This is a genomic window from Paenibacillus sp. FSL P4-0081 (genome assembly GCF_000758565.1).
Classification (GTDB): domain Bacteria; phylum Bacillota; class Bacilli; order Paenibacillales; family Paenibacillaceae; genus Paenibacillus_AQ; species Paenibacillus_AQ phytohabitans.
The window spans coordinates 6270652-6294975 of record NZ_CP009280.1; the positions used below are offsets into that span (position 1 = coordinate 6270652).

20 protein-coding genes and 1 pseudogene are annotated in these 24324 nt (G+C 39.1%); 4 read left to right on the plus strand and 17 right to left on the minus strand.

Annotation, left to right across the window (positions count from 1 at the left end):
• Nucleotides 1-48 precede the first annotated feature (48 nt).
• Complete coding sequence (locus P40081_RS26635) at nt 49-597, plus strand: TetR/AcrR family transcriptional regulator (RefSeq protein WP_042139214.1); 549 nt, start codon at nt 49-51, stop codon at nt 595-597.
• 47 nt (nt 598-644) lie between these two features.
• On the opposite strand, the gene P40081_RS26640 is transcribed toward P40081_RS26635, so the two are convergent.
• The 8 genes from P40081_RS26640 to P40081_RS26665 all read right to left on the minus strand — a co-directional run bounded on the left by P40081_RS26640 (nt 645) and on the right by P40081_RS26665 (nt 10719).
• Nucleotides 645-824, minus strand: a complete 180-nt coding sequence (locus P40081_RS26640) for an SDR family oxidoreductase (protein WP_042139215.1) — start codon at nt 822-824, stop codon at nt 645-647.
• Nucleotides 817-2079, minus strand: coding sequence for an LTA synthase family protein (locus P40081_RS26645; RefSeq protein WP_052422027.1), 1263 nt, complete (start codon nt 2077-2079; stop codon nt 817-819). Before P40081_RS26645 ends, P40081_RS26640 begins: the two co-directional genes overlap by 8 nt.
• Before the next feature lie 120 nt (nt 2080-2199).
• Complete coding sequence (locus tag P40081_RS38710; protein WP_156118700.1) at nt 2200-2427, minus strand: hypothetical protein; 228 nt, start codon at nt 2425-2427, stop codon at nt 2200-2202.
• A gap of 827 nt (nt 2428-3254) precedes the next feature.
• Nucleotides 3255-5660 (minus strand): glycoside hydrolase family 3 N-terminal domain-containing protein, encoded by a 2406-nt coding sequence (locus P40081_RS26650; protein WP_042139216.1) that lies wholly within the window; start codon nt 5658-5660, stop codon nt 3255-3257.
• Nucleotides 5661-5675: 15 nt separating this feature from the next.
• Nucleotides 5676-6623, minus strand: coding sequence for a nucleoside hydrolase (locus P40081_RS26655; protein ID WP_042139217.1), 948 nt, complete (start codon nt 6621-6623; stop codon nt 5676-5678).
• Between the two features lie 142 nt (nt 6624-6765).
• The gene (locus P40081_RS26660) at nt 6766-7509 is read right to left on the minus strand and encodes a family 43 glycosylhydrolase (protein ID WP_231575202.1); all 744 of its coding nucleotides are present in this window, start codon (nt 7507-7509) and stop codon (nt 6766-6768) included.
• Nucleotides 7415-7840 carry a glycoside hydrolase family protein gene (locus P40081_RS39515; protein ID WP_231575203.1) on the minus strand — a complete coding sequence of 142 codons (426 nt, stop codon included), beginning with the start codon at nt 7838-7840 and terminating at the stop codon, nt 7415-7417. Before P40081_RS39515 ends, P40081_RS26660 begins: the two co-directional genes overlap by 95 nt.
• A 221-nt stretch (nt 7841-8061) precedes the next feature.
• Entirely contained in the window at nt 8062-10719 is a 2658-nt protein-coding gene (locus tag P40081_RS26665) for a glycoside hydrolase family 78 protein (RefSeq protein WP_042139218.1), read from the minus strand.
• Between the two features lie 197 nt (nt 10720-10916).
• Here P40081_RS26665 and P40081_RS26670 point away from each other — a divergent pair, with 197 nt between their 5' ends.
• From P40081_RS26670 to P40081_RS26675, 3 genes and pseudogenes are all read left to right on the plus strand, one after another.
• On the plus strand, nt 10917-11576 hold the full coding sequence (locus P40081_RS26670; RefSeq protein WP_231575441.1) for an AraC family ligand binding domain-containing protein: 660 nt from the start codon (nt 10917-10919) through the stop codon (nt 11574-11576).
• Nucleotides 11549-11773, plus strand: a pseudogene (locus P40081_RS39520) (helix-turn-helix domain-containing protein); the annotation flags it as partial. The gene P40081_RS26670 and the pseudogene P40081_RS39520, both read left to right, overlap by 28 nt.
• A gap of 1104 nt (nt 11774-12877) precedes the next feature.
• On the plus strand, nt 12878-13129 hold the full coding sequence (locus tag P40081_RS26675; RefSeq protein WP_442950235.1) for a ParB N-terminal domain-containing protein: 252 nt from the start codon (nt 12878-12880) through the stop codon (nt 13127-13129).
• 693 nt (nt 13130-13822) lie between these two features.
• Here P40081_RS26675 and P40081_RS26680 read toward each other — a convergent pair.
• The 9 genes from P40081_RS26680 to P40081_RS26710 form a co-directional block, all read right to left on the minus strand.
• Nucleotides 13823-15385 (minus strand): response regulator transcription factor, encoded by a 1563-nt coding sequence (locus P40081_RS26680; protein WP_042139220.1) that lies wholly within the window; start codon nt 15383-15385, stop codon nt 13823-13825.
• Between the two features lie 16 nt (nt 15386-15401).
• The gene (locus P40081_RS26685) at nt 15402-17057 is read right to left on the minus strand and encodes a sensor histidine kinase (protein ID WP_197074284.1); all 1656 of its coding nucleotides are present in this window, start codon (nt 17055-17057) and stop codon (nt 15402-15404) included.
• Between the two features lie 158 nt (nt 17058-17215).
• Complete coding sequence (locus tag P40081_RS38715) at nt 17216-17461, minus strand: hypothetical protein (protein ID WP_156118701.1); 246 nt, start codon at nt 17459-17461, stop codon at nt 17216-17218.
• Complete coding sequence (locus tag P40081_RS40160; protein ID WP_442950236.1) at nt 17449-17682, minus strand: beta-xylosidase family glycoside hydrolase; 234 nt, start codon at nt 17680-17682, stop codon at nt 17449-17451. The genes P40081_RS38715 and P40081_RS40160 overlap by 13 nt, the downstream gene beginning before the upstream one ends.
• 121 nt (nt 17683-17803) lie before the next feature.
• Nucleotides 17804-18709, minus strand: a complete 906-nt coding sequence (locus P40081_RS26690; RefSeq protein WP_042139222.1) for a nucleoside hydrolase — start codon at nt 18707-18709, stop codon at nt 17804-17806.
• A gap of 71 nt (nt 18710-18780) precedes the next feature.
• Nucleotides 18781-19683, minus strand: a complete 903-nt coding sequence (locus P40081_RS26695; RefSeq protein ID WP_042139223.1) for a carbohydrate ABC transporter permease — start codon at nt 19681-19683, stop codon at nt 18781-18783.
• Nucleotides 19684-19694: 11 nt separating this feature from the next.
• Nucleotides 19695-20639 (minus strand): ABC transporter permease, encoded by a 945-nt coding sequence (locus P40081_RS26700; RefSeq protein WP_042139224.1) that lies wholly within the window; start codon nt 20637-20639, stop codon nt 19695-19697.
• A gap of 77 nt (nt 20640-20716) precedes the next feature.
• Nucleotides 20717-22246, minus strand: a complete 1530-nt coding sequence (locus P40081_RS26705; RefSeq protein WP_042139226.1) for an ABC transporter substrate-binding protein — start codon at nt 22244-22246, stop codon at nt 20717-20719.
• 269 nt (nt 22247-22515) lie between these two features.
• Nucleotides 22516-24240 (minus strand): DUF5605 domain-containing protein, encoded by a 1725-nt coding sequence (locus P40081_RS26710; RefSeq protein WP_042139227.1) that lies wholly within the window; start codon nt 24238-24240, stop codon nt 22516-22518.
• Nucleotides 24241-24324: the final 84 nt, after the last annotated feature.

Below are 24324 nucleotides of genomic sequence, written 5' to 3' on the forward strand. Positions count from 1 at the left end.
AACCGTCAATAATCAAACATCTGTTGGAATAATGTTCAAGGAGGAAAGATGAACCGAAAAAATAATAAACGTTTTAAAGATACTGAACTATTAATTCAACAATCATTAATTGAATTACTTGAAGGCCGTGAACTCCGCCAAATTTCAGTTAAAGAACTCTGTGAAAAAGCAGGGATTAATCGCTCTACTTTCTATGCTCACTATTTAGATATTTTTGATCTTATGGAAAAAATTGATGTCAATATGAGTCAAAATCTCTTAGAGCAATTCGCAGGAATGGTGGAGCCACACAATTTCCTTTCAATTAGCAATTTAGAAGTTTTTTTTGAATTTATATATAGTAATCAAAAATTCTACCGCGATTTTGTGCACAATCAGCATACATACCCGATTCAAAAGGGGTTTGAGGCTTTGTGGCATGATGTAATGATTCCTCATTATGAATCCTTAGGAATAACCTCTGATGAAGAGATGATGTACCATTTTGTCTACTTTCAGGCAGGATTAACCACAGTCTTGAAACGCTGGCTCGATCAAGGGTGTGAGGAAAGCCCGAAGAAGCTTGCAGAGATTCTAAAACAAAATTTCCTCAAATAAGAAGCGCTGGATATCCAGCGCTTCTTATTTGAGTTATCACTATTTTTTTATAGAGCAGCGGTCCCCCCATCAATGACCAGCTCTGCTCCCGTAACAAATGAAGCCTCATCTGAAGCCAAGTATACTACTCCATTAGCAATATCTTCAGGAGTCCCAAACCGAGGTAACGGTGTATTTTGTTCAAACTGTTGCTTGATCTTGTCGTGATGAAGGATTGCCTCAGTCATAGGCGTAATGGGTACCGCTTATAACCGGAGGGAGCTGCCCGCCAGGGGAATGTACGATTAACGGAATGTTGAACATATCGGTATACCCGTATTCATGTCCGATTAATAAACTTAGCTGTTCCTTTTCTTCTATACTGAGCGTATACATCGGAACTCCCTGATGATCTCCGTAGAATACGATCAGGCTATCCTCCCAAAGCCCGCTGGACTTTAAGTCCTCTAAGAATAAGCCGATAGCATAATCCGCATAATTTTGTGCTCTGATATAGTTTCCGAGAAGCGTATCCTCATAGTTTGGGGGCAACTGTATCTTATATTTTTCCTCTGGAATATGAAAAGGATGATGAGCGCTCATAGAGATGACCATCGCATAGAATGGCTGCTCCTCAGTATCAAGCCTGGAAAGCTCTTGTGTTGTCTTGCTGAACAATACCTCGTCAGATGCTCCAAAGGCAATATGATCCTCGTCACCATAAAAAGACTGGTCGTAAAATTGCTCGAAGCCGATCGCCTTGTACAAAGCAGCTCGATTCCAGAAGTCTACACTGTTAGTATGAAAAGTTGAGGTGAAATAGCCGTTGTCCCTCAATAGGCGCGGCAGACTCGGTACCTTTTTGTTCATATATTCAGAAGAAGTGGCCGGCTTGTTCTCAGGCACATAGAAGGAAGTGTTCACAACAAACTCGGCGTCAGAGGTCGTACCTTGACCAGCGTTTGTGTAAAAGTTGTTAAAGTACGTGTTCTCCTTAACCAGTTTGTTTAGATTTGGCGTTATCTCCTGTCCATCAATGGTCAACCCGATTAGAAAATTCTGAAATGATTCCATTTGGACAACGATAAGATTGTTCCCCTTGTTCATTCCCCAATACTTCGGACTTTCCGGGATTTCTATTCCTTTCAGCTCATTCACAGCTTTCTGTGTTATTTCTTCAGAGTCAATTAACTCTTCCTTTTCAGTTGTGTCTGCAATAACCGTGTACAGCTCATAGCCGAGTATTCCCATGCTTTCAGCTTTTTTGTGCTCATTCATGCTGGCATGGTGAGGCCAGATATTAAAGGTGCAGAGTCCGAGAGAGATTACAGTCAAAGTAACAAGGATTTTACGGTTCATGCGGATTGAAGTGTTCGCCACCCACCTCTTAATGTATTTTGGACGAATGACAAGCAACAAAAAGAACACATTGTCCACAAAAGAGGATATCCCAATCCCAGGAGCATAAAGGTCATTTGAGTCAAATACATTTGGGTCGGTCACCAACTCTTGCTCTAGTCCATTTACGTGGTGAGATACTTGGCGATTGGGCCCTTTTATGAATTATATCTTTATAAATTCCCCTTCCCAAAGTGTAATCCAGTGCTAAAGATGGGTACATCTCTAGATGTCTTCTAAATCCTCTACCTTGTTAGCATATTGAATTAGAATCCTACAGTACCGTTTTTCTTCATCTACTCTATATCTGTCTTCTGTTCCAACCGTTCCATAACGCTCTATACTCGAAGAACCACAGTGTGGACAATATAAATGTTCGGCAATATCATCACGATATTTCTCTGGGCAATTAGCACTTTCCATAATATCTTCAAGAGTTGTCTCTTCACCCAAATTCACCACCATCATACGGTTGACAAGTTACACAATTTTTTAGAAGTGTTTGTAACTTTACACGATATTTTTCTGCAGTCTTATTTAGAACTGGCAAAAGATTAGAATAATCCATCCCTAATCCCCCTGGCCATATCATTACACATTCCGCACACATTCCGCCCTCTTAATCTCTTCTTTTAAGTTCAGAGGATTTAGTTAATACCAATATAATAGATTAAATTACTTGTATGAAAAAAGATAGATATCATCTACTTATTAGGAATCTCAACCCATCTTTTCAAAAGATACGATAAAGAGCGTTATCAGTCTAACCGGGCTTTATTCAACGCTCGAGCTACCCAGTATGAGTAAATCAAGAAGGAGCAATAATGGGATTGAAGTTATACTTGGGGTTACATGAAGAGCATGATTACTCGAAGCTATAGAGAACACCATAAATTGTTATGGTGAGATTCAAGCCTGTGTTCAAATGCCCGAGTTTTTTAACATAGTTACACCTTTAAAAGAGTTTCTGCAAGATTGGATGCGTCGAGATAGCTAAATGATATAAATTGTTAAAATACATGAAAACCAATACCAGGAGTGAACAAAAAAACAAGACCATAATAGTCTTGTTTAGCAGCAGTTTTTACCCTTGATGATCTTATCTAGTATATTCATACGATAGAATTTTATTCAATATTTTTATCTCTATAAATAAAACTATGATGAAAGCTTTAATGAAGTTTTAGAAACAACAAGTTAGTTGATTTCTTTGGTGAATTGTTCAAGCACTACAAAAATCACTTTCCTCTCCAATAAATTCAATAATTTCTTAATCCGCCCTAATTAGAATAGAATTTTCTTTCTTTGCCATCCACATAAGCATCAGATATAATCCGGAAACTGTCCTTCAATCTGATATCATTTGAGGAACTGCCGATCCAAACCTCGACATCACCAGCCTCGATTTTCCACTTCATGGTCTTATCTAAAAACGCGATCTGGCTAGGCTCAACTTGAAAAGTAATAGTATGCTGCTCGCCAGACTTCAATACAATACGTCTAAAGCCCGCCAGTTCCATTACGGGTCTCGTCATACTTGCAAAGCGGTCTTTTAAATATAACTGAACGATCTCAGTTCCCTTTAGTTTTCCTGTATTTTTAATATCAAAGCTTATAGTGACCGTACTATCAGGTGTAACTTCTTTATTCATGATTTGCAGGCTGGAATATTCAAAACTTGTGTAAGATAGTCCATGTCCAAAATAATATCTAGGGGTATGAGGCATATCCACATAATTGGAGAAGGCAATGCTTTCCCCTTGATGATAACTGGACCCGTTGGGATGATTGTAATATACAGGAATTTGACCGGCTACGTGGGCAACAGAAACGGGAAGTTTACCGCTTGGATTATATGCCCCAAGTAACACATCAGTAATGACCTCCGCACCTTTTTCAGCAGGATTCCAGGCTTCAATAATTGCATTTGCATAAGAGTCTGCAGCATCACTTGAAATTGGGCGCCCATTGAAATGTACCGCTACCACCAATTTTTGCAATTCGGATATTTTTAGCAAAAAGCTTTCTTGACAGAACGGTAAATTGATATCTGTGCTATCAATGCCTTCTCCCATAGATGCAATTGAACTTGTACCATGCTTTCCTCCCAGTGTAACAATGACGAGATCAGCATCTTTAGCCATTGCCAAAGCCTTCTCATGACCGGAAATATCATTCCCGGCAATCGGATAACCATAAGAATATTCAATTTCAGCTGCTGGCATGCTGTCTTTTAAATGCTCAAGCAGACTCTTGGTACCTGGCTTCTGTTGTTGCAACAATGCATCAAATGCTGGATCATTATCTACTTGAATAGGGGTACCAGGGATTGTCTCCATAGCCTGCTTCTGATCATCAGCCTTAGTTTCAAGACCTGCCATCGTAGAAATACTGGCCAATAGTCCTTCTGTCATACTGAAATGTGTGTATCCCCCAAAGAAAATTCGTGCGTTGTTTGCATGGCAGCCTATTACTGCAATTTTCTTTACATCCTTTTTAATAGGAAGTACTCCATCATTTTTCAACAGGACTAAAGACTCTCGGGCTGACTGGAGAGTAATTTGTTCATCTTTAGAATCATTAAATGCTTCATACAGTTGTTCACCTGTTAATGCAAACGGCTGCTCGAAAAGTCCCATGCGAAACTTAGCTTCCAACACCCGTTTTACAGCTCGATCCAAAAGAGTAATGTCAGCTTTTCCAGTGTTAAACCAGTCTGCCAATTCATCATTAAAACATTTAATGAAATGAAGCTCTACATCCATTCCTGCGCTTAGAGCTTGAAGCCCTGCTTCCGTGTCACTTTCATAGAGCTTTTGAACATGGTGAACATTCATAATAGCGCAGTAATCAGAGACAGCCATACCTTCAAATCCCATTTCCTCGCGCAAAAGCTTGGTCAGAATTTCTTCCGAGGCTGATATCGGCTCTCCATTAATGGAAGCATAGCAAGGCATTATTCCTTTCAGATCACCTTCAGTAATGGCTGCTTGAAAGGGTTTACCATAAACCTCCTGAAGCAGCCTAGGCGGTATATCGCAATGTGCCCCATGAATTCCACCATCCGAACCATGGAACCCAAGAAAATGTTTGGCAACTCCTTCAGATCGAAGTTTGCCGGTAGTTTCTTCCTGGATTCCTTTTAAGAAAGAAACTCCCATGGCTGAAGCCAATGTAGGATCTTCTCCATACGTTTCCCCTTGACGCCCGAATCTTGAATCTCTGGAAATATCCAGAACCGGAGCGAATACATGAGTAATCCCGACTGCCCGCTCTTGTCTGGCGACAATTCTACCGATCTCCTGTTCCAGTTGCGGATTCCATGAAGCACCACGCCCTATGCCTGAGGGAAAGCTGGTCGCACCTTGAATATAAGCCCCGCAAAGTCCTTCCATGTGAAAAATGGCAGGAATGTGATGTTTGCTCAGTGCCATCACTTTTTCTTGTACTTCCCTCTGAAGTCTCACGGCATCTTCAAGCGTTTCCAACGCTCTCATCTGAAGGCTGCTGACATGTCCGACACCATGGGCATAGTTTTTATCCAGTACATCATATTCCGAAAGTTTTTCCGGCATATAGCAGACGAGCTGCCCAAGTTTCTCATAAACATCCATTTCTTGCAGCAGAGCCTCTGCCCGGGTTTCAGGAGATAATGTGGCGTTTAAATAATCTCTCTTATTATTCATTAATACATTCTCCTTTTATTTACTATCTGCTGACTCTTTTATAGCACTCTTTCTTTTCTCAATAAACATCGCCAGCTTTATATAGAAGTCCTCTAGAATAAACCGGCTGTTTACATCGCGATAAACTCTAATAGGTCTGTTATTCCGTTCATGTACGTATCTCATATCTTGAGTAAACTCTGGAGCCGGCACCCAGTCGTAGTGATATTCGTGATCACATAATAATAGGCCAAATGCAGGTGAATCACCTAGGCACCAGCATTCACCTGTCCTTATAGTCGTGTTAAGAGCAGCCTCTGTATGTCCAAATTCAACCAGCTGTTCGAACAGGTAATTTCCAAGCTCACCATAAGGCTTGACCCGATATTCAAGCTCTGCCATTGAGACCATTACACGCTGATATACATTTTTGGGAACCTGCCAAAGAGGCACCTGGGACTTGAACACAACATTGGCCGCATGAATATCATTCCAGAGATTATATTCATCTTCCCCTGCCGGGTATGCACCTCCCCCAATCCAGATCACAGTCAGGCGGTCTGCAATGCGCGGTTCCATTAACAATGCAGAAGCCATATCTGTAAGCGGTCCTAAAAATGTAACAAACAACGGCCGTGGATCATCTGACATAGCTTCTTTGATGATGAGTTCTGCCCCGGCAGAAGGAACTGGTGTTTGTTCATCTGAAAGAGCTTGCGGAGCTCCCTTGAATACCATATCTTTACTCTCGAATTCCATAAGATCTAAAATCTTCTTAATTTCTTCATAACTGTCATCCATACTGGTGCTGGATCGCCAATTTCCAAAATGAGCAGCAATAATTCCTCTGTTATCAAACTTTGGGCTAAGAAGCGCATGAACGATTGCGTACTGGTCATCTGCTTCATTCTTTGCATCTGTGTCAGTGATGACACGAATCATTTTTTGATTCGGTACTTTAAACTTATAACTGTCATAAATCATAATATTTCTCCTTACAAGTACTCAGGGTATATGGAACATTTTAATTGTAGGCTGAACAGGCACCTCAGCAAAGGAGTGTTTCCGACATTTTTATAGGCATTTTCGGACAACATTAGCTCCTGTTTATCATGTATATCTTAAATTATTCATAGTCTTCTATTTTCCATTCATCCTTCCAATCCAGATATGCCTTATCGCCTTCAAACCGGACAGGAAGCCATACATAATTGGAAATAGAGGTGTTTATAGTTAAATCATTATGTTCGTCTTCTTCACTTTCAGGCTCGATATCATTGTCAAAAGCTGCTTTATACTGGTTTGCAATCTTGGAATAACGCTTTCCAGTGTGATAATCTTCACCGGCGATTTCCGGAAGACTTGGAATCCAACGGTCTGCTAACGCAATGTACAAATTTTTTTTAAACGGATGTTTAAATACAGATGTAATCTGTGAATTATATGATGTACGAGAAAGATCACCCGTATGCGGATCGCCCATTACTTCCCACGGGCCATGAAAAGATTTAGCATAAGCTACTTCTGAAGGGTTAGGATGATACCCGGTTGTGCCTGAGGTATATAAATAATGAAGTCCTTTTCGGTAAAAATAGGCAGGATCTTCCCGTACGTAAGGTGGTTGTACGTTCGGAAAATGCGTTGAATAGAAACCTGTTACATCCGTAAAATCAGCTGTCAGGTCGGCACAAACAAGCTCACTATGTACCCTTTCGAAATAATAGTATGCTTTACCGTCCGGAGCGATTACTAAGTCGAAATCACCAGCGCTCATATTAAGCGGACGCAGACCACTTCTTACGATAGTATAGGACCCTAAAATATGATCTGCCGTCAAAATCGTAGAGGCTTGTATTCCATCTTTTTTCATAATCTTTAGCCAGCATACGAACTTTTTTTGTTTTCTCGTTGTAGATAATGTGTGGTCTGTCCATAAATTGTTTAGGATGTAAAGGGGAGGATTCATCTTCAGTGTCAGGAAGAATAATGATTCCTTTATCCTCCCAGTTGTACAAATCTTTTGAAGCGTAACACTTAACCCCCCAATGCCAATTATCGTTCTGGCCATCAGTATTTTCTTTATTTTCTCCGTACCAATAAAATGTATCGTCCACTGTAATTATGGAACCACCATGCGCTTGAATACGTTCTCCATTTGTATCGAGCCAAATTTGTCCAGGTTTGATTGAGTTATATTTCACATCATACAGTCCTTTCATAATTATAAATATATTTTTCTAATGCCCATTCCCGGCTTAATCATAACTTGCAAATTTAGATCGATGCTATCAACAAAACGACCCGTAATTGTTCCATTTCTGATTACTTATCATTACACTGTTAGGAAAATATAATACATTAGGAGCATCCTATTATCCGCCCTACCATAATAGAATTGTATAGATCGTTTGAAGAATAAAATTTATTTATTTGTCAACGTAAAGCTATAATTTCCAGAGCCAAGCAGAAGTAACTGTTCTGAACCGGATTGCTCCACTTTGAGCAGACCAGAGGTTTGACTCAAGGATTTCTCTCCCTCCAGGATACTATCCATACTACTTGCTGGTAGTATTACTTCAGCCGATGTATTCGCAGGAATGACTACATCCAGCTTCACCGTACCGTCATCCTGTTTGTTCCAAGCCGTGCTGATCGTCCCGTATACAGAATCAAATGATGCTTCCGCCCATGAGAACTGGTCACCCATATGCGGCTGAATCCGAATTTTCTTGTATCCCGGTTCAATCAGGTCAATACCGCTAACGACGCGGTAGAACCAGTCACCAACCGCACCATAAGCATAATGGTTATAAGAGTTCATATCGTCACTCCAGAACGTACCATCCTGTTTGATTCCGTCCCAGTGTTCCCAGATCGTAGTCGCTCCTTGAATAACAGAATATAGCCAGGATGGATATTCCTTTTGCAGCACTAACTGATAAGCGAGGTCCGTATACCCGAACCGGGAAAGAACAAGACAGAGGTAAGGTGTACCCACAAAGCCGGTCGTTAAGTGTACTCCATTCTCTTCAATATGCTCGGCTAACATTTTGGCCGTGCGGAGACGATCATGCTCTTCCATTAAATCGAACATAAGAGCCAATACATATGCTGTTTGTGTCGGTGAAGCTACCCGGCCATTTGGCGTGACAAATTCCTGGCGGAAAGCATCCACGATATTTTTATGCAAGAAGGTATACTTATCAGCGTCTGCCTCTTTACCTATTACTGCCGCGGTTTTAGCCAGCAATTCGGTTGAATACGCATAAAATGCAGTAGCAATTAAGTCCTTTGGCGTAGCGCCGATGTAGCTGTTTTCTTTGGCGTCGAGACCGAGCCAGTCACCGAAGTGAAATCCTGTATTCCATAAGTATTCATTTTCACCCTGTGCCCGGATATATTCGACCCAAGCTCTCATGCTTGGATACTGCGTTTCCAGAACCCGGGTATCTGCATAACATTGATACAATGTCCAAGGACAAATAACAGCCGCATCTCCCCAAGCTGAAGATCCGTATCCTGCTACAGGAACATCTGGGATAACGTGCGGAACTCTTCCGTCTTCTTCTTGATCTGCAGCCAAATCCTTTAACCATTTCTCAAAAAAAGGAACTACGTTCATATTAAAAGCTGCTGTACGGATGAAGACTTGGGCATCTCCTGTCCAGCCTAATCTTTCATCACGCTGCGGACAGTCTGTAGGTACATCAAGGAAGTTTCCCTTCTGCCCCCATAAAATGTTGTGCTGGAGCTGATTGACCAATTCATCAGAACAACGGAAGCTCCCTGTTTTCTCCAAATCGGAATGAATAACGCAGCCTAGAAATTGCTCTAGCAATTGATCTTGTACCCCCGTCACTTTCACATACCGGAAACCCTGAAAGGAAAAGTTCGGATGAAACGTCTCCTTTCCGTTGCCTTTACAAATATACGTCACAGTCTGCTTTGCTGAACGCAAATTTCCGGTGTAGAAATTACCGTCACGGTCTAGTACCTCGGCATGCTGTAAAGTAATGGAGGTGCCTACCTCCGCACAAACAGTGAATTCCACAAAGCCGACCATATTTTGACCCATATCAAGCACGGTATCTCCGTTAGGAGTTGTAATGACAGCTACAGGCTTGAGCGTTTCAATTATTCTTGCCGGCTCGTTCTCTTGGGCAACCAATGCAGATACCGGAGCTTTAATAACCACTGCACTTTCCCAATGCTGGTCATCAAAATCAGGAGAGGACCAGCCCTCCACCTCCAGACGGGCATCATAGGTTTCCCCATGATATATTTCAGACATCAAGATTGGTCCGGAAGAAACTTTCCACCCATCATTTGAAATGAAAACTTGTTCAGAACCGTCAGCCAAAGTAACATGCATCTGGATCATTAAAGCACGGGTATTCCCGTAGTGCGAATTTTCTCCTTCCCATGCAAGGTATCCTTTATACCAGCCGTTACCTAAGATGCACCCAATCGCATTGGAGCCTGAATTCATTAAGGAGGTCACGTCATAGGTTTGGTATTGCAGCCTATTCTTATAACTTGTATAGCCAGGATTAAACAATGTATCATCTGCAGGTATTCCATTGATATATAGCCGATACATCCCTAGCGAAGTTGCATATACTTTCGCTGAGACAATATCTTGGGACAATGAAACCTCTGATCGTATATAATCACACGCTTCGTTTTCTAAATCATCATTCTGTGCCGGTGCCGTAATCCAATATGCCTGCCATTCATCAGCAAACATAAATGCTGTCTCCCAATGCCCCGGCTCACTCCACTCGGATTGGTCACCCTTAGAGTCCCAGATACGGACTCTAAAATAATATCTGGTATGAGATTTCAAAACAGGACCTGCGTATTCAATATGAACGTTTTTATCTGAATCTGTCTTTTTAGAGTCCCAGATAATTTCCGATTCAAAATCGGAACGATAAGCAACTTGAATCTGATAGGCAGATTGAACAAAACCTCTGGCTTCAGTGTTAATCTGCCAGCTAATCCGCGGCTTGGCATCATCGGTTCCGACGGGATTTTTCCGATAATTAATTCGAAGATTAGTGATCGTACAATTGGCCACATATATCACTCCTGATTCATTATAAAGTACATCTACATGTAATATTGTAAGAGGAAATAAGAGTCTGCTTATAGGTTAATATCGACTATTTTATAGGTGTCTATAGACATCCTATCATCAATTACGTAGAATGAGATCAACACTGCAGCCTCTTGGAAGGAAGGTTATTTATGAGTATCAAGCGAAGTACTTATATGATGACTGGCGAAAGTTTTTTTGAACCAGAAGTACCGATCTTTGTGAATCGTGCTTTTGAAACATTTGAGTTATCCGAACACTCTCATGAATTTATAGAGATAACTTACGTAAGTGAAGGAACAGGCGTTCATTACATAGCCAATGAGGCTGTTCCTGTTGAGCATGGAACGCTCTTCTTCATACCTGTTGGTCAAAGTCATGTATTCAGGCCTACAACACCAAAAAAAGACCGGCCGCTTATCGTCTACAATTGCTTGTTTCCATCGTCATTTTTAACAGAACTTCTGGCAGACTTTTCACCATATGCAGATATTTCCAATTCATTTACGGACAAGCACCTGTCCTGGTTCTCCATGAGGGATACCAGAGGGGAGTATCATGCTATGTTCCATGAGATGTACCGTGAATTCTCGGCTAAACCACCGGGGTATATGCTGATCCTCTCTTCACTCGTTTTGCGGATTATAACAGGCCTATACAGACATCAGTTGCAGCTCGGTATATCTGCTGGAGATAAGCCTCAATGGTTAACCGTTGATGAAGCAGTCATTTATATTAACAATTATTATGCAACCGGGCTTACGCTCGGGAACTTGCCGCCAAAGCAAACCTCAGTGAACGGCATTTTAGCCGCTTGTTTCAGCGTCAGACTGGCATGAGTTTTAAGGAGTATGTCCAGAATGTGCGGATGGATGCCGCTTGCCGTCTGCTAACAGGAAGTCGCAATAGTGTCAGAGAAATTGCTGAAGCTGTCGGTTATCTTGATTTAAAGTTCTTCCATCGGTTGTTTAAGAAAAAGATCGGATTGCCACCCAGACAGTACCGCGCTACTGTTCATAAAAACTCCAAAGAGTAACGAACTATATGCAATCAAACAGCGGGGCCGAAGCAGCATTTGATATCTGGTAGCGACCCTCTTTAATCTGAGTATGCAATTATAAATAATAGCCATTCCTTATACTGCCTAATACAATTCCCGTCATAAAGAATCTTTGAAGGAAAGGATACACTAGAAAAATAGGTAAAACTCCTAAGAATATTTGAGCAGATTTGTAAGTGTGGTCACTAATCTTCTGCAGCCCTGCTATCGTTTCCAGACTGGCTTAGTTGAAGTTTTGCTGAATGACTACAGTCTGCAGATAACTTTACAACGGATAGTGATGTGGTGAGTTCATAAAAATCAGTCCATCAAACCAGGAATTCCAATGAAAGACCCATGAAAAAAGTGTAATTGTAGCTAAAACCGGTGCAGATAACGGAACGTATACTTTCCACAGGGTGGTTCACCGACCTGCTCCGTCGATCAAGACTGCTTCTTTCAGTTCTTTAGGCAAGCCTCTGAAAGAGTTCAACAATAAAATTATATTATTAACCGGAACGGCTGACGGCAGGATCAGTGCCCAGACGGAATCGAGGACCCATACTTTACTGTCATATACAGCGGAAAAACCCCGCCGTTAAAGATCAGTCAGGCTGGATGTCCTTCTTCTGTCTGTCAATTCGATAACCTTCTAACGATTTGACTTTAATTACATTCATTCGACAACACGTTTTTTATAAAACTCAAGTTATAAGAAAACTAATCTAAAATTATTAAGAAGAATATCTTATTTTTTTGAAGATAATGTACCTTGAATATGCATATTATTTGTGTTAGTTTGTATTGCGAAGCTGATTTTCTGAAGATGCATTTAAGTTGGTTTAGGATTACTACGGAGGAATTATACGTATTTTTTCATCGCAAATCCCTCTCTCTGTCAAAGTTGGAGAAGCCACTTATCAGCCTTAATCCAAAGTAACAGCAGCTTAGAAAACCTTGGCAAGGGAGTTGGTGAACATGCCTAAGCCACGAATCACTCCTAAACTGGGGGGCATTGATGAACTACTGAAACTTTCGGAGCATCCATCTCATAATGCAACCCCTCTTTCATCAAAGGGAAGATCCAGTTTATTCCTATAAATAAAATCAGATTTTTTTAAAAACCATCCCTTCCACTTGTATGAGGGCGAACACCTCACTGACATGGTGGACAGTATTGCAGCCAAAGGCATCTTTGTACCAGTCATTATTCGTACAATTGAAAATGAAACAGGTTACGAATACAAAATGCTGTCAGGGAATAATCGCATGAATACTGCCCATCTTGTCGAGCTTGAGCAGCTTCCTTCTATTATTAAGGAAGATTTGTCAGATGAAGAGACTTTAATCTAAACATCGACTAACGTTTAGACGACTTTATATATGCCAATATCACGACTTTTTGATATCGCTTTCATTTATGTCGTCCATAACAAAGCTTTATCTTTGAGAAAAAGTCATGCAAACATAATCTTGTATCTATAGAATCGTATACACATATATCTTTACCAGTTGGATTATCTCCTAAGACCCAACTTTCTCCATGGGCAAATGGTATTCGCATCGGAGCTTGGCCGTAAAAATCGTTGAGTTTAATCATTTGCAAAAACAAATACTCACCGAGAGCACCATAAGATTTAACTTTATCAACCAGCTCAGAAAGTGTTTTTCCATTGTGCAGTATACTGACTTTGGCACCTACCAAATCTTAACAAGAGAGTTAAATGCGATTCTCAATGTAATCAAGTCCCCTTTAATATTCATTTCATCACCACCATTTGGTGTTTTAACTGTTCAAACTTTTTTGAACCTCACTCAAAGTGTGATGCTACAATGCCTCGCACCTCCAAACACGGAGACAGTAAATGATGAACAATGGCGAACTGATCGTCAGCTTCAGCTTTAATATCGCTATGTACAATCACCCGTTTTTCGGTAGAGAGAAGTACATAACAACTTTAATTTCTCTATTCACTCGCCTATATCAAGAGAAGTATAATTATCATTCTAAATACACTCCTATTTAGAGGTATTATCCAGAGAGCTTCATTCTTTTCTCCTTAAGAATGCAGGTGGATGTCCTTCAATCTTTTTAAATACTTGAGTAAAATAATTGTAATCAGAGAAACCAACCTTTTCACTGATTTCATAAATTAAATCATTTGTATTAATTATTAACTCTTTCGCTTTAGAGATTCTTAATCTGGTCACGTATTCTTTGAAGGTAATACCTAATTCACGTTTAAATAGGTGGCTAAAGTAATTAGGTGTTTTACCTATATATTCCGAAAGCATCTCAACAGTTAGCTCGTGGGTGAAGTTTCTATGAATAAATTCTTCTGCTCGAACCATTATCGGACTGAGCTTTTTTGATAATCTCTCTTCAATATTCTCCAGTACGTTAAGTACAATATTCTCCACATCATTAAAACTTAAATATTCTGAACGTTCTTCAAGAGAAATAATTTCACCTTGGACAAAATCAAATATATCACCAGGGAGATTTGCAAGTGTAATCATAATTAACTGAAGCAGGCTTCTTGAGTAAGCAGACACACTTTTCCTGCTATATTTACTTCCTGACTTCAAGTGTTCAAATTCATTATGAACCATCAAACCTACTGCTTTAAGATCTCCCCTGGCTAGATAGGACTTAAATTCTACATTTTCCAATAATCCTGATATTGCTCCCTCTTGCAATTCCTCCATTTTACTAAAAAGATGAATAGAACCATTTCCTTTATAAAACCTTACAGCTAATGCTTGATGAGCTTGGTTAAGTAATACTACAAATTCAGAAACATTAATAGGATTACTAATTCCAGCCGAGAAAGTATTTAGCCCATTAGATTTTAATTCCCTATTCCACATTCGTAACTGATTTATTATTTCACTGATATACTGCTGGCAGTAAAGCTGAGAAATGGTTTCAGTCTTTAGCAGGAAAAAGAGTTTGTCCTCTCTTATTTTCAAACATACCCCTCGAGAGGATAGCTCACTGTTCTCAAATATATCAATCATTTTATCTGCAGTTGTTTTTATAAAGTCGCCATTACCATTACCATCAATAATTACTGAAATGCCAATGAGTGTGCCAGTTGCGTCAAAGGAAAAATATTGCTGTAACCCCTCCAAAATAATCAACCGATCAGATATTCCCCCTGATAAAAGCTCAGTGGCAAAATTATTCTTATAAGATTGAAGGTATTTATTAAATTCCTGATTTGTCATTCGTTCTCGAATTATATCCTCTTTGACCTTCTGAATTAAGGCAATTAAGCTACGTGCCTTTATAGGCTTCATTTCATAATCTACTGCGTCCAGTTGAATTGCAGCCTTAAGATATTCAAATTCATTAAATCCGCTCAGAATTATAACTCTGGTAATTGGACTTATTTGTTTTATTCTTCTTAAAAGCTCTAATCCATCCATACCAGGCATTCTGACATCTGTTATAACGATCTCCGGCAAATGCTCGTTAAATCGTTCTAATGCTTCAAGCCCATTTGCAGCTGTAATAACATTTTGAATTCCTAAAGCAGACCAATCAATACCTTCCTGCATTCCTGTTCTAATCTGCTCGTCGTCATCTACGATTAGTAATATCATCTGAACCCCTCCTTCTTTATTTAATAAGGGGAATATGCACCTCAACTTGAGTGCCAATATTATATTGGCTTGCGAACTTGAGACCAAATTCTGAACCATAACTTATTTTGATACGGTCGTCAATATTTTTTAATGCAAAAACATTTCTAGTCTCTGTAGTATCATTCATCATCCGGTTAATTCTATCTTCATCTGTGCCTTTCCCATTATCTGTTACTACAAAGAGAATTCCTTGTTCTGCTTTTATAATTTCAACTTTGATAAATCCTCCTTGGACTACTTCCTCTAACCCATGTACAATTGCATTTTCCACAAGAGGTTGCAATATTAATTTCGGAGTTTTATATTCTAAGAGTTCTTGGTCAACTTCAATTTGATATGAAATTCTTTTTCCGTATTTTCGCTTTTGAATGAGCATATAACTTTCAATAAAGCTAATTTCTTGACGAATCGTGATCAATGAATCCCCTTTATTCAATACATGTCTAAATATTTCTGCGAGAGCTTCTATTTGTTCACTTACATCATAATTTTTATGTTTTACAGCAAGCCAGTGAATTGAATCTAACGTATTATATAAAAAATGTGGATTGATTTTGGATTCTAAGGCTGAAAGTTCCGCTTCTCTTTGCTTAATCTTGGAGAGATAAACATCATCAATCATTTCCTTTAATTGGTGAGCCATTCTTACGAATCCATTGCTGATCTCGCCTATTTCATCTTGAGAATCAATCGTTAGTGTAATGTTAAAATTCCCATTCTTCAGCTTTGCCATTTCTCTTCGTAACTGCAGAAGCGGCTTTAACAAATATTTGTGTTGAATAAAGGAAAAGAGTAGTCCAAAGAAAATACACAGCATAATGACAACAAGTAAAATAAGGTAAATCGCCTGTTGCAACATCGAGAATGATTCTACAGGGATGGTTTGCATTAGAGTCCAATTTGCTTCTTCAATTGTATAAAAAAACACAATTTTTTTAACACCATCGATTTCAGCGTTAAAAAAACCCTCTTTGTTCTTCAAGATTTTCCGGACATATTCTAATTTCCCCAAGTTAGTTCCATGCATACTTCTTTCTGATGAAGATATTACGTTTCCATTAGAATCAAGGAGGGAAATTTGAGAACCCGAATAAGATCCGATATTATTATAAATACGAAAAAGATTATCCTCATTTAAATTAAATCTTACTATTCCAAGCATTCTTCCCACCTTATTAATATCCATTATACCTCGATAATACTCAATCTCTCCTCGTTCAGTGACCCAGAAACCTTTTCCTTGGAGGCTAGAAGCACGATCCAAAACATTCAAATCTATATGCGGAACTTGAATTCTTTTCTGTAGGTATACTTCTTTATCTGTATATATACTAATGGAATTATAGTTATTTTGAGATCCTATAATATCATTCAACCAATTATTTATATTCCAATAGATTTTGTCATGTTCCAATATTTTCTGGTAATCATTTCTTGCGAATTCTTGGATTTGGTCATTTGTTAATATTCGAACTGATAGATCATTAGTATCAGTTATTATAGACTGAAAATTTTGTCGAGTTTGTTTCAAGGTTTCGAGAATGGTATCATTAGTTTTTCTTTGAGCCAAATCTGCAAAATGATTATTTAAGTACAATCCCATTATGATTAATGGAAGAATAATCAACATTGTGATACACGAGTACAATTTCATCTTTAAAGAAAAATCTTTAAATTTTATAATATTAATCAGACTCCGTAATGTGAAAAGACCAAGGTATGTTTAGCTATATAAGCATAACATTCCAATTACCTTGATACCAGTTTACCTTCAATACAAAACTCCCTTTAAAAAGAATGAGTTATTGGAAAAATCATCAACAACCCATTCAGATAAAATGTACCTTTCAACTTAGTTTCAAATACTGTTGTTAACCCTCCTGCAACTTCTGTAGATAGTAAGAAACATTTCCCAGATTCAAATGGTTGTTGTTTACCGTTAGGTTCCGCATAAAAAATAAAAACGTAAGAAGGGTTAGCTTCTACACCGAGTATGATCTCCGTGCTCTCCACATTGGCTTCTAGCTCTTCCACAAGGAACCTATCCGGCGTCGAAGAGTTACCTTACGACCATCATTTACATTATAGGTCAGCGCAATCTCATAGTGAAACTGGTCATTCATATATACAGTTAAGCCGGCTTCCAGGGTATTCCTTTTGTAAAAGCAATCGGTAAGCAAGATCATTGTATCCGAACTTTGAGAGAACAAGGCAAAGATACGGAGTTCAAACAAATGAATCGAGAATGAAATCATCAATTCCTACTGGATTTTCCCGGTAATTAACTTTATGGTGTTGTTAACTGTGCATATTTTCATCCACGATGAGCATCCACGAGGAGATTTGTTCATCCACTTAGGTTTATCTTAGTTAAAGTCAAACTCCATAATGAAGCTTGAGCTTTGCAAACATATCCTCAAGTGTAAATCTCGGATCGATATAATGATACCAACGTACCATTCGTTCATTTTGATAATGCAAGAATCGCATATCATCAGTGATGCGAGGCGCCGGTTTCATTTCATAACCAAACATATGTGAATCCATAAGTACACTGACTGCTGTAGAGTCCCCCATGGACCAACTCTCTCCGTTGGTCCAATCCGTTCGTTTGTTCATCATCAAATTGAAATCAACCAGTTGTTGGTACAAATAATTCCCAATATCTCCATGTGGTTTTACTTTTACAGCCAGCTCAGAGATACTAACCCTTGGATTCACATATACATCTTGCGGAATAATCCACAATGGAATCTCTGATTCTAATACCTCATTAGCTGCATGAATATCATTTGATAGATTATATTCCATATTCCCTTCAGGCCATACTCCACAACCAACCCAAACGGCAGTTAATCTACCTGCAATTGCGGGTTCTTTTAAGTAAGCTGCAGCTAAATCCGTTATTGGGCCCAAAAAGATAACATAAAGCGGTGTTGGATCATCAGTAAGAGCTTCACGGATGATAAACTCTGAACCTTCCGACAAGACTGGGGACTTCTCGTTCGGCATGGCCTTTTCGGCCCCCTTAAAGGCACAGATCTCATTTGTTAAGTTCATCAAATCTAAAAGTCTTTTGATCTCCTCATAACTTTCTAGCATTGAATGTTTTGTTCGGTGTTCACCGAAATGAGCCCCAATTATCCCTCTAACATTAAAAAGAGGAGTTAAAAGCGCATGAACGATTGCGTATTGATCATCCGCTTCATTCTTGGTATCGGAATTAATAATTAATCGAATTTTCTTATCTTCTGGAACATTAAACGTATGTTGAAGTATCATTAAAAATTGTACCTCCTCAGGCTTTATAACTAGAACTTATTAATAATTCAAGAGAATTTGTACAGTTACAGTTATTCTTTTACCCCACCTAATGTAATCCCTTTTACAAAGTATCTTTGGAAAAAAGGGTACATGATAAGTATTGGTAAAATTCCGATCGCTGCAATAGCCATTCTTATAGTGGTCGAAGGTAATTCAGAGACTTTAGCACCTAGCGCGGATGCTTTTGAAGCATTTTGCATCAACACTTGAATATTTTCGTTTATATTATTTAGGAAAATCTGAATCGTATATAGATGATTACCTCCGCGCCCTGACAGGTAGTACATACCATTTTGCCAGTCATTCCAATAGGACAGTGCAGTCATCAAACCAATTGTAGCTACTATTGGCAAACTTAACGGTATGATTATACTTGCAAATATACGGAATTCACTTGCTCCATCAATCGTCGCTGCTTCTTTTAACGCACCAGGAATGCTAAACGATATATAATTCCTAACTAAGATAACATTAAATGCGTTCATCAATAAGCTAGGTACAATCAATGCCCAAATGGTATCCTTGATATCTAGGTATTGAACATAAGTGTAATAAGTAGAAACAAGACCACCATTAAATAACATAGTAAATATCAGCATGAAGCTTATAAATTTCATCCCTGGTACATTTTTTTGGGAGATCCCATAAGCGAATAATGTTGTTATTATTACACTTACTGTTGTTCCAATTGCTGTTACCAACAGTGTCATTAAATAAGCTTTTCCAATCGTATCCCACTGTACACCGATATATCTGTATGCTTCTAAGCTAAACTTCCCAGGAAAAAATGAGTACCCTTTCGATGTTGCCCACGCCTCATCTGTTACAGAGGAGATGATCATCAGCACAAATGGCAACAAAGCACATAAAGCTATGAGTCCGCAAAAAATGTGGGAGATTAGCTGTACTATTCTTGTTTCTTTTGATTTCATTTTTCTCCCTCCTAAAATAGAGCATTTTCGCGGTTATATTTTTTAATCAACTGGTTCGCTGCTATGATAAGAACAAACCCTACGATAGATTGATAGAAACTAGCAGCACTTGACATCCCGTAATCACTATTTTTCAGCAATGCCTGATACACGTACACATCTAAAGTTCTTGTGACCGAATAAAGTGCTCCGCTGTTTTGAGGCATCTGATAGAACAAACCGAAATCAGAACGGAAAATTTGTCCTACGCTCAGAATTAACAGGGTAATGACTGTTGGTTTTAAGAGTGGCAAGGTGATTCCTTTAATTTGCTGCCATTTGCTTGCTCCATCTATCGTTGCAGCTTCATAGTAGTCTTGGCTGATCCCTACAATACTTGCAAGGTAAATAATCATACTATAGCCGATTCCCTTCCAGGTATTCACAAGGATTAGAATTAGCGGCCAATAGGTCTTATCCATGTACCAATTTATTGAATCTTTTCCCAATGGCTTAAGTATTGAATTATTGATCAACCCCGTGTCCGATGAGAGAAAGGCATATCCCAAATAACTGACTACGACCCAACTCATCAAGAATGGTAGCAATGCTACGCTTTGATAAAACTTCGAGGCGAATTTGCTCCGAATTTCATTTATTAATATTGCTAAAGCTACAGAAAGGATAGTACCAACAATAAAAAATGCTACATTATATAGAAGAGTATTTCGAGTAATAGTCCATGCATCTCTGGTTGCAAAAAGGAATTTAAAGTTATCTAAACCATTCCAATCACTTCCCAGAATCCCTTTTGAAAAATTCAACTTTTTAAAGGCAATAATGACACCAAACATCGGAATATAATTATTGATCAGCATATACAAAAGGCCTGGTAAAACCATAATGTAGACAGGGATATATTGCTTCCAGCGCTTTTTTTTCTTTTTATCTAACTGTTTCTCTCCGGTATTCTTCATGAGAATCCCCTTCCTTAAGGGATAGGGCTACTCTTATGGAATAGCCCTGTTCCTATATCCTATATTTTAGATATTTACTACTTCTTGTTTTGGAGCCACTCATCAAATTGGGTTTGATTTTCTTTAATAATTTTATCAATTCCTGCTGCCTTCAACGCAGATAAGAATTCAGGCAATTGCTTATCAGGATCCACTAATCCGCTATTGATTGCTGGTGTATACTGGTCAATTACAGTATTTACTGCTGCCATTTCTGTTGAAACCTTATCCTGAACAAAGGTATAACCAATAGCCGGTGAATATCTTGATTCAGGAATGCTCTCATCAGCTTTTTTCACGATTTCATTTTTGTTAATTGGAACTGTACCAGTCACAGGCCATTCCAATCGATTTCCGTAAATTCCATAAGGCTGATAATATGGAAGCTTCGAAGTATCTTTATTTAAATATTCAATTCTTGTTCCTTGGTCAGTCTTTTCAACGACCTTATAACTTTTTCCTTCAATCCCGAACTGAAGCAACCAAGCCGCTTCTTTATTCTTGTATATGTAATTCAATACTTCCATTGCTTTATCAGGTTTTTTTGAGGTTTTTGTTATATTCCAGGTAATTACTTGACCACCATTGCCCCCAACGTAAGGATCGTACATTGGAATTGCAGTTATATTCACGCCATTTGAAGCGCCATATTCCTCTGCGTTTAAAACATCATTCCAATAAAACATGCCAAAATACTTTTTAGTTGCGAGTAGTGAATCAACCGATTGTTTTGTGATAGCTGCGTCAGGAGAGATATAACCTTTTTGTGCCCAATCATACATGGTTTTTGCATAATTTGCATAGGCATCGGTGGCAAATAGATTCGTAATTGTCGTGTTATCGAATCCTTTGTCAAGCATCAACACTCCAGAAGCAAGAGAGCCACCAATTTTATCGTATTCATTAAAAGAATTGTTCGCCGGGTCTTGTGTTGTATTCCACGGAATCGTAAGGTAGAACTCTTTCCCTTCTCCCGCCTTAACTGTTGCAAAAATCTTGCTCAGATCTTCGTAGGTATATTTTTTATTAGGATCAATAGTAATTCCGTATTTATTCAGAATGTCTGTTTGTGCGTAGAAACCGTAACCATGGCCATTAATAAAAGCCGGTGGAACTCCATATATTTTTGAATTATAGCTCGAACCAAGCAATGCCGCTCCTGTCTGTTCCTTAATATCGGTTCCAAATTTATCAAGAAGATCATCTAAAGGAACAATCATTCCGGTATCAACAGATGGCCCCAAACCGGTAAAAGCAGTCAACATGATGTCTAGTTGTTCTCCTACTGACACAGAAAGAGATGCTTTTTTAGAGGATTCCATCAGGCCTACAGGCTCAAATTTAACACGAGCGCCAACATCTTTTTCTAACATGGCATTGAGAGTATCTTCTACTTCTTGAAAACCGGATCCTAAATTCCCCGGTGTAGGGTACTGCCAGATAATTGTTGGAATATCTGCCGCAGTCTTAGTATCGGCGATATTATTCTTAGATGATTCGGAATTGTTAGAGCAAGCTGTTAAGGCGGACAACGCAAGTACCAATGTTAGCGTTATCAATTTTTTCATATCGCTTTCCCCTTTTCGTTTGTTTGCTAAGTAATGAGCATTTTAACTCTAAGAATAAATACCTACTTTAAAATAAAATTTGAATGCGCGCGCTTTCATTACAAATTATACAAGCGTAGAACTGCTTATGATATCTAGAAAAACTACAAAAAGTACAGTTTTTCTTCGAATACCTAATCGACTGTAATAAGATTTAACAGGAACACACTAATATAGCATGTCCCTATTATCTGTTTTCAGAGTGTTCGAATCGATCTTACATCATTTTCTTATACTCGCTGCAGACGCACTGCGATATATGACCTGCCGGGTAGCTTTATTTGAAATACCCCTTCAAAAATTCCATCTACTTCTTCAATCGTCATGTTCCAAGTATCAAGAATATCCACTTTGTAGAATGAACCCGGTTTCATAATAAAATCGTAGTAACAAGGTTGTCTGGAGCTAAAGTAATACATATAAAATTCATCATTAACACCTGCAATAAACTCAAATTCATTCATCAACGGGTCGAGGACACCAGATGGTGCTTGTTCAATAACTTCACGTAAGAACTTAATTCTCTGAGGGCTGGAACCATGTAATACTCCCCCCTTTGACCACCATAAAATATCCTTAGGATCAAAGTAAGTTTCTCCATGACCGGCATACCCTCCACGCATAGCACCTTCCCAGAATCTCCGAACCATATCCTCACCAGTGATATTGCCCCAAAAAGGACTGATGTTGCCCTCGTAAGCACACTCATCAATTACGATCGGCTTCCCCCACTGTTTTCTCCATGCTGCGGAACAATCAGTTTCCGATTTTTGAAGACTGCAATGCGTAATCCAAGGCCGAGAATAATCAAAGACGTTCACAAAATTATGAATTGAGATTAGGTGTCCGTATGGATCATTATCGGTTACAATTTGTCCGAAACGCTCCCAATCCTCGTCTGGCTTGTCCCATAGCAATTCATGTTCATTAGCTAGCGACCACCAAACATTACGGAACGCTGATAATCTTGCTGTGATATATTTCAGATAACGGGCATCAACGGAAGGATCCATTGTGGAGAAGCCCCATCGATCATAAGGATGAAACAAAATTATATCCGCTTCAATTCCTAGCCGGTCCAAATCACGGATCCGGCGTTCGAGATGTTGGAAAAATTCTGGATTGAATCGGGAAAAGTCCCAGCCCTCTTCCAAAGATCCGGCAAATGGATAACGGAGCGGTTCATTTTCATTAAAAATAAAGGATTTTGGAAATACGCACATACGTATTTTATTAAACGCGGTCTTTGCAAGTGTTGATAGTGTTTGTTCTTCCAATTCCTCGGTTTGATGAGTCCAAACATAGCAAGTAGTACCGATGGGAATATAGCGTGTACCGTCTTCATAAGCGAAATGAAAGGTATCGGCAACACGGACAGGTCCTCGATTTCCCTCTTTGGTAGGCATACATGTAAATCTTCCTGTAATGTCGCTCAACGTTCGGCTATTGCTAGTTGTTCGGTATTCCCACTCGCCCTCAACATTCGGCATGAAACGAATTCGAAAGATCCCATTTCCTTCATAGAAACCACGAACGTTTACAGTCTTGTCTGCGCATGTGAATTGAGCGCCAAGCTCCAAGTCGATGTAGGGATTTCCATGGCTCGGGCCATGAAGTTCAATCTCAAAGATATCCCACTTTTCAGTCGTTCCAGATACTTGAACACTTGCACTACCACTCGCTGTAGTCAAATCTTCGTAATCGGGAGAAGGAGCGCCCTCTGTCTTCCATTCCCTCGAAATATCCACGTTTTCTAAATCTCGTAGTATGAATGAGACCCACTCGTCGGGATTCGGATGGACCAGTTTGCTTGATGCGTATTCAGCCAAAGAACTCGCTTGGACGATTACAAAGAGAGGTTCCTTTTCAATATCTGGGGTGTGCTTTAAAATAACTGACCGTCCAATTTCACTTGACCATATGTTTCCAATTTTCGTGTCCTTAGTTACCTTCATATTTATTCACACCTGTCTGACTGACGATCTCCAATCTTAGCTGTGGTAGGAATTCGTCAGTCCCTTATGGAATTTCACTACTTC

What these genes read in the sequence shown, in the direction of transcription:
- P40081_RS26635 (WP_042139214.1), top strand. Translation starts at nt 49, where the DNA reads ATGAACCGAAAAAATAATAAACGTTTTAAAGATACTGAACTATTAATT.
- P40081_RS26690 (WP_042139222.1), bottom strand. Translation starts at nt 18,709, where the DNA reads ATGATACTTCAACATACGTTTAATGTTCCAGAAGATAAGAAAATTCGA.
- P40081_RS26650 (WP_042139216.1), bottom strand. Translation starts at nt 5,660, where the DNA reads ATGAATAATAAGAGAGATTATTTAAACGCCACATTATCTCCTGAAACC.
- P40081_RS26705 (WP_042139226.1), bottom strand. Translation starts at nt 22,246, where the DNA reads ATGAAAAAATTGATAACGCTAACATTGGTACTTGCGTTGTCCGCCTTA.
- P40081_RS26695 (WP_042139223.1), bottom strand. Translation starts at nt 19,683, where the DNA reads ATGAAATCAAAAGAAACAAGAATAGTACAGCTAATCTCCCACATTTTT.
- P40081_RS26710 (WP_042139227.1), bottom strand. Translation starts at nt 24,240, where the DNA reads ATGAAGGTAACTAAGGACACGAAAATTGGAAACATATGGTCAAGTGAA.
- P40081_RS26680 (WP_042139220.1), bottom strand. Translation starts at nt 15,385, where the DNA reads ATGATATTACTAATCGTAGATGACGACGAGCAGATTAGAACAGGAATG.
- P40081_RS26640 (WP_042139215.1), bottom strand. Translation starts at nt 824, where the DNA reads ATGACTGAGGCAATCCTTCATCACGACAAGATCAAGCAACAGTTTGAA.
- P40081_RS26660 (WP_231575202.1), bottom strand. Translation starts at nt 7,509, where the DNA reads ATGAAAAAAGATGGAATACAAGCCTCTACGATTTTGACGGCAGATCAT.
- P40081_RS26670 (WP_231575441.1), top strand. Translation starts at nt 10,917, where the DNA reads ATGACTGGCGAAAGTTTTTTTGAACCAGAAGTACCGATCTTTGTGAAT.
- P40081_RS26655 (WP_042139217.1), bottom strand. Translation starts at nt 6,623, where the DNA reads ATGATTTATGACAGTTATAAGTTTAAAGTACCGAATCAAAAAATGATT.
- P40081_RS40160 (WP_442950236.1), bottom strand. Translation starts at nt 17,682, where the DNA reads ATGATTTCATTCTCGATTCATTTGTTTGAACTCCGTATCTTTGCCTTG.
- P40081_RS26685 (WP_197074284.1), bottom strand. Translation starts at nt 17,057, where the DNA reads ATGTTGATTATTCTTCCATTAATCATAATGGGATTGTACTTAAATAAT.
- P40081_RS26700 (WP_042139224.1), bottom strand. Translation starts at nt 20,639, where the DNA reads ATGAAGAATACCGGAGAGAAACAGTTAGATAAAAAGAAAAAAAAGCGC.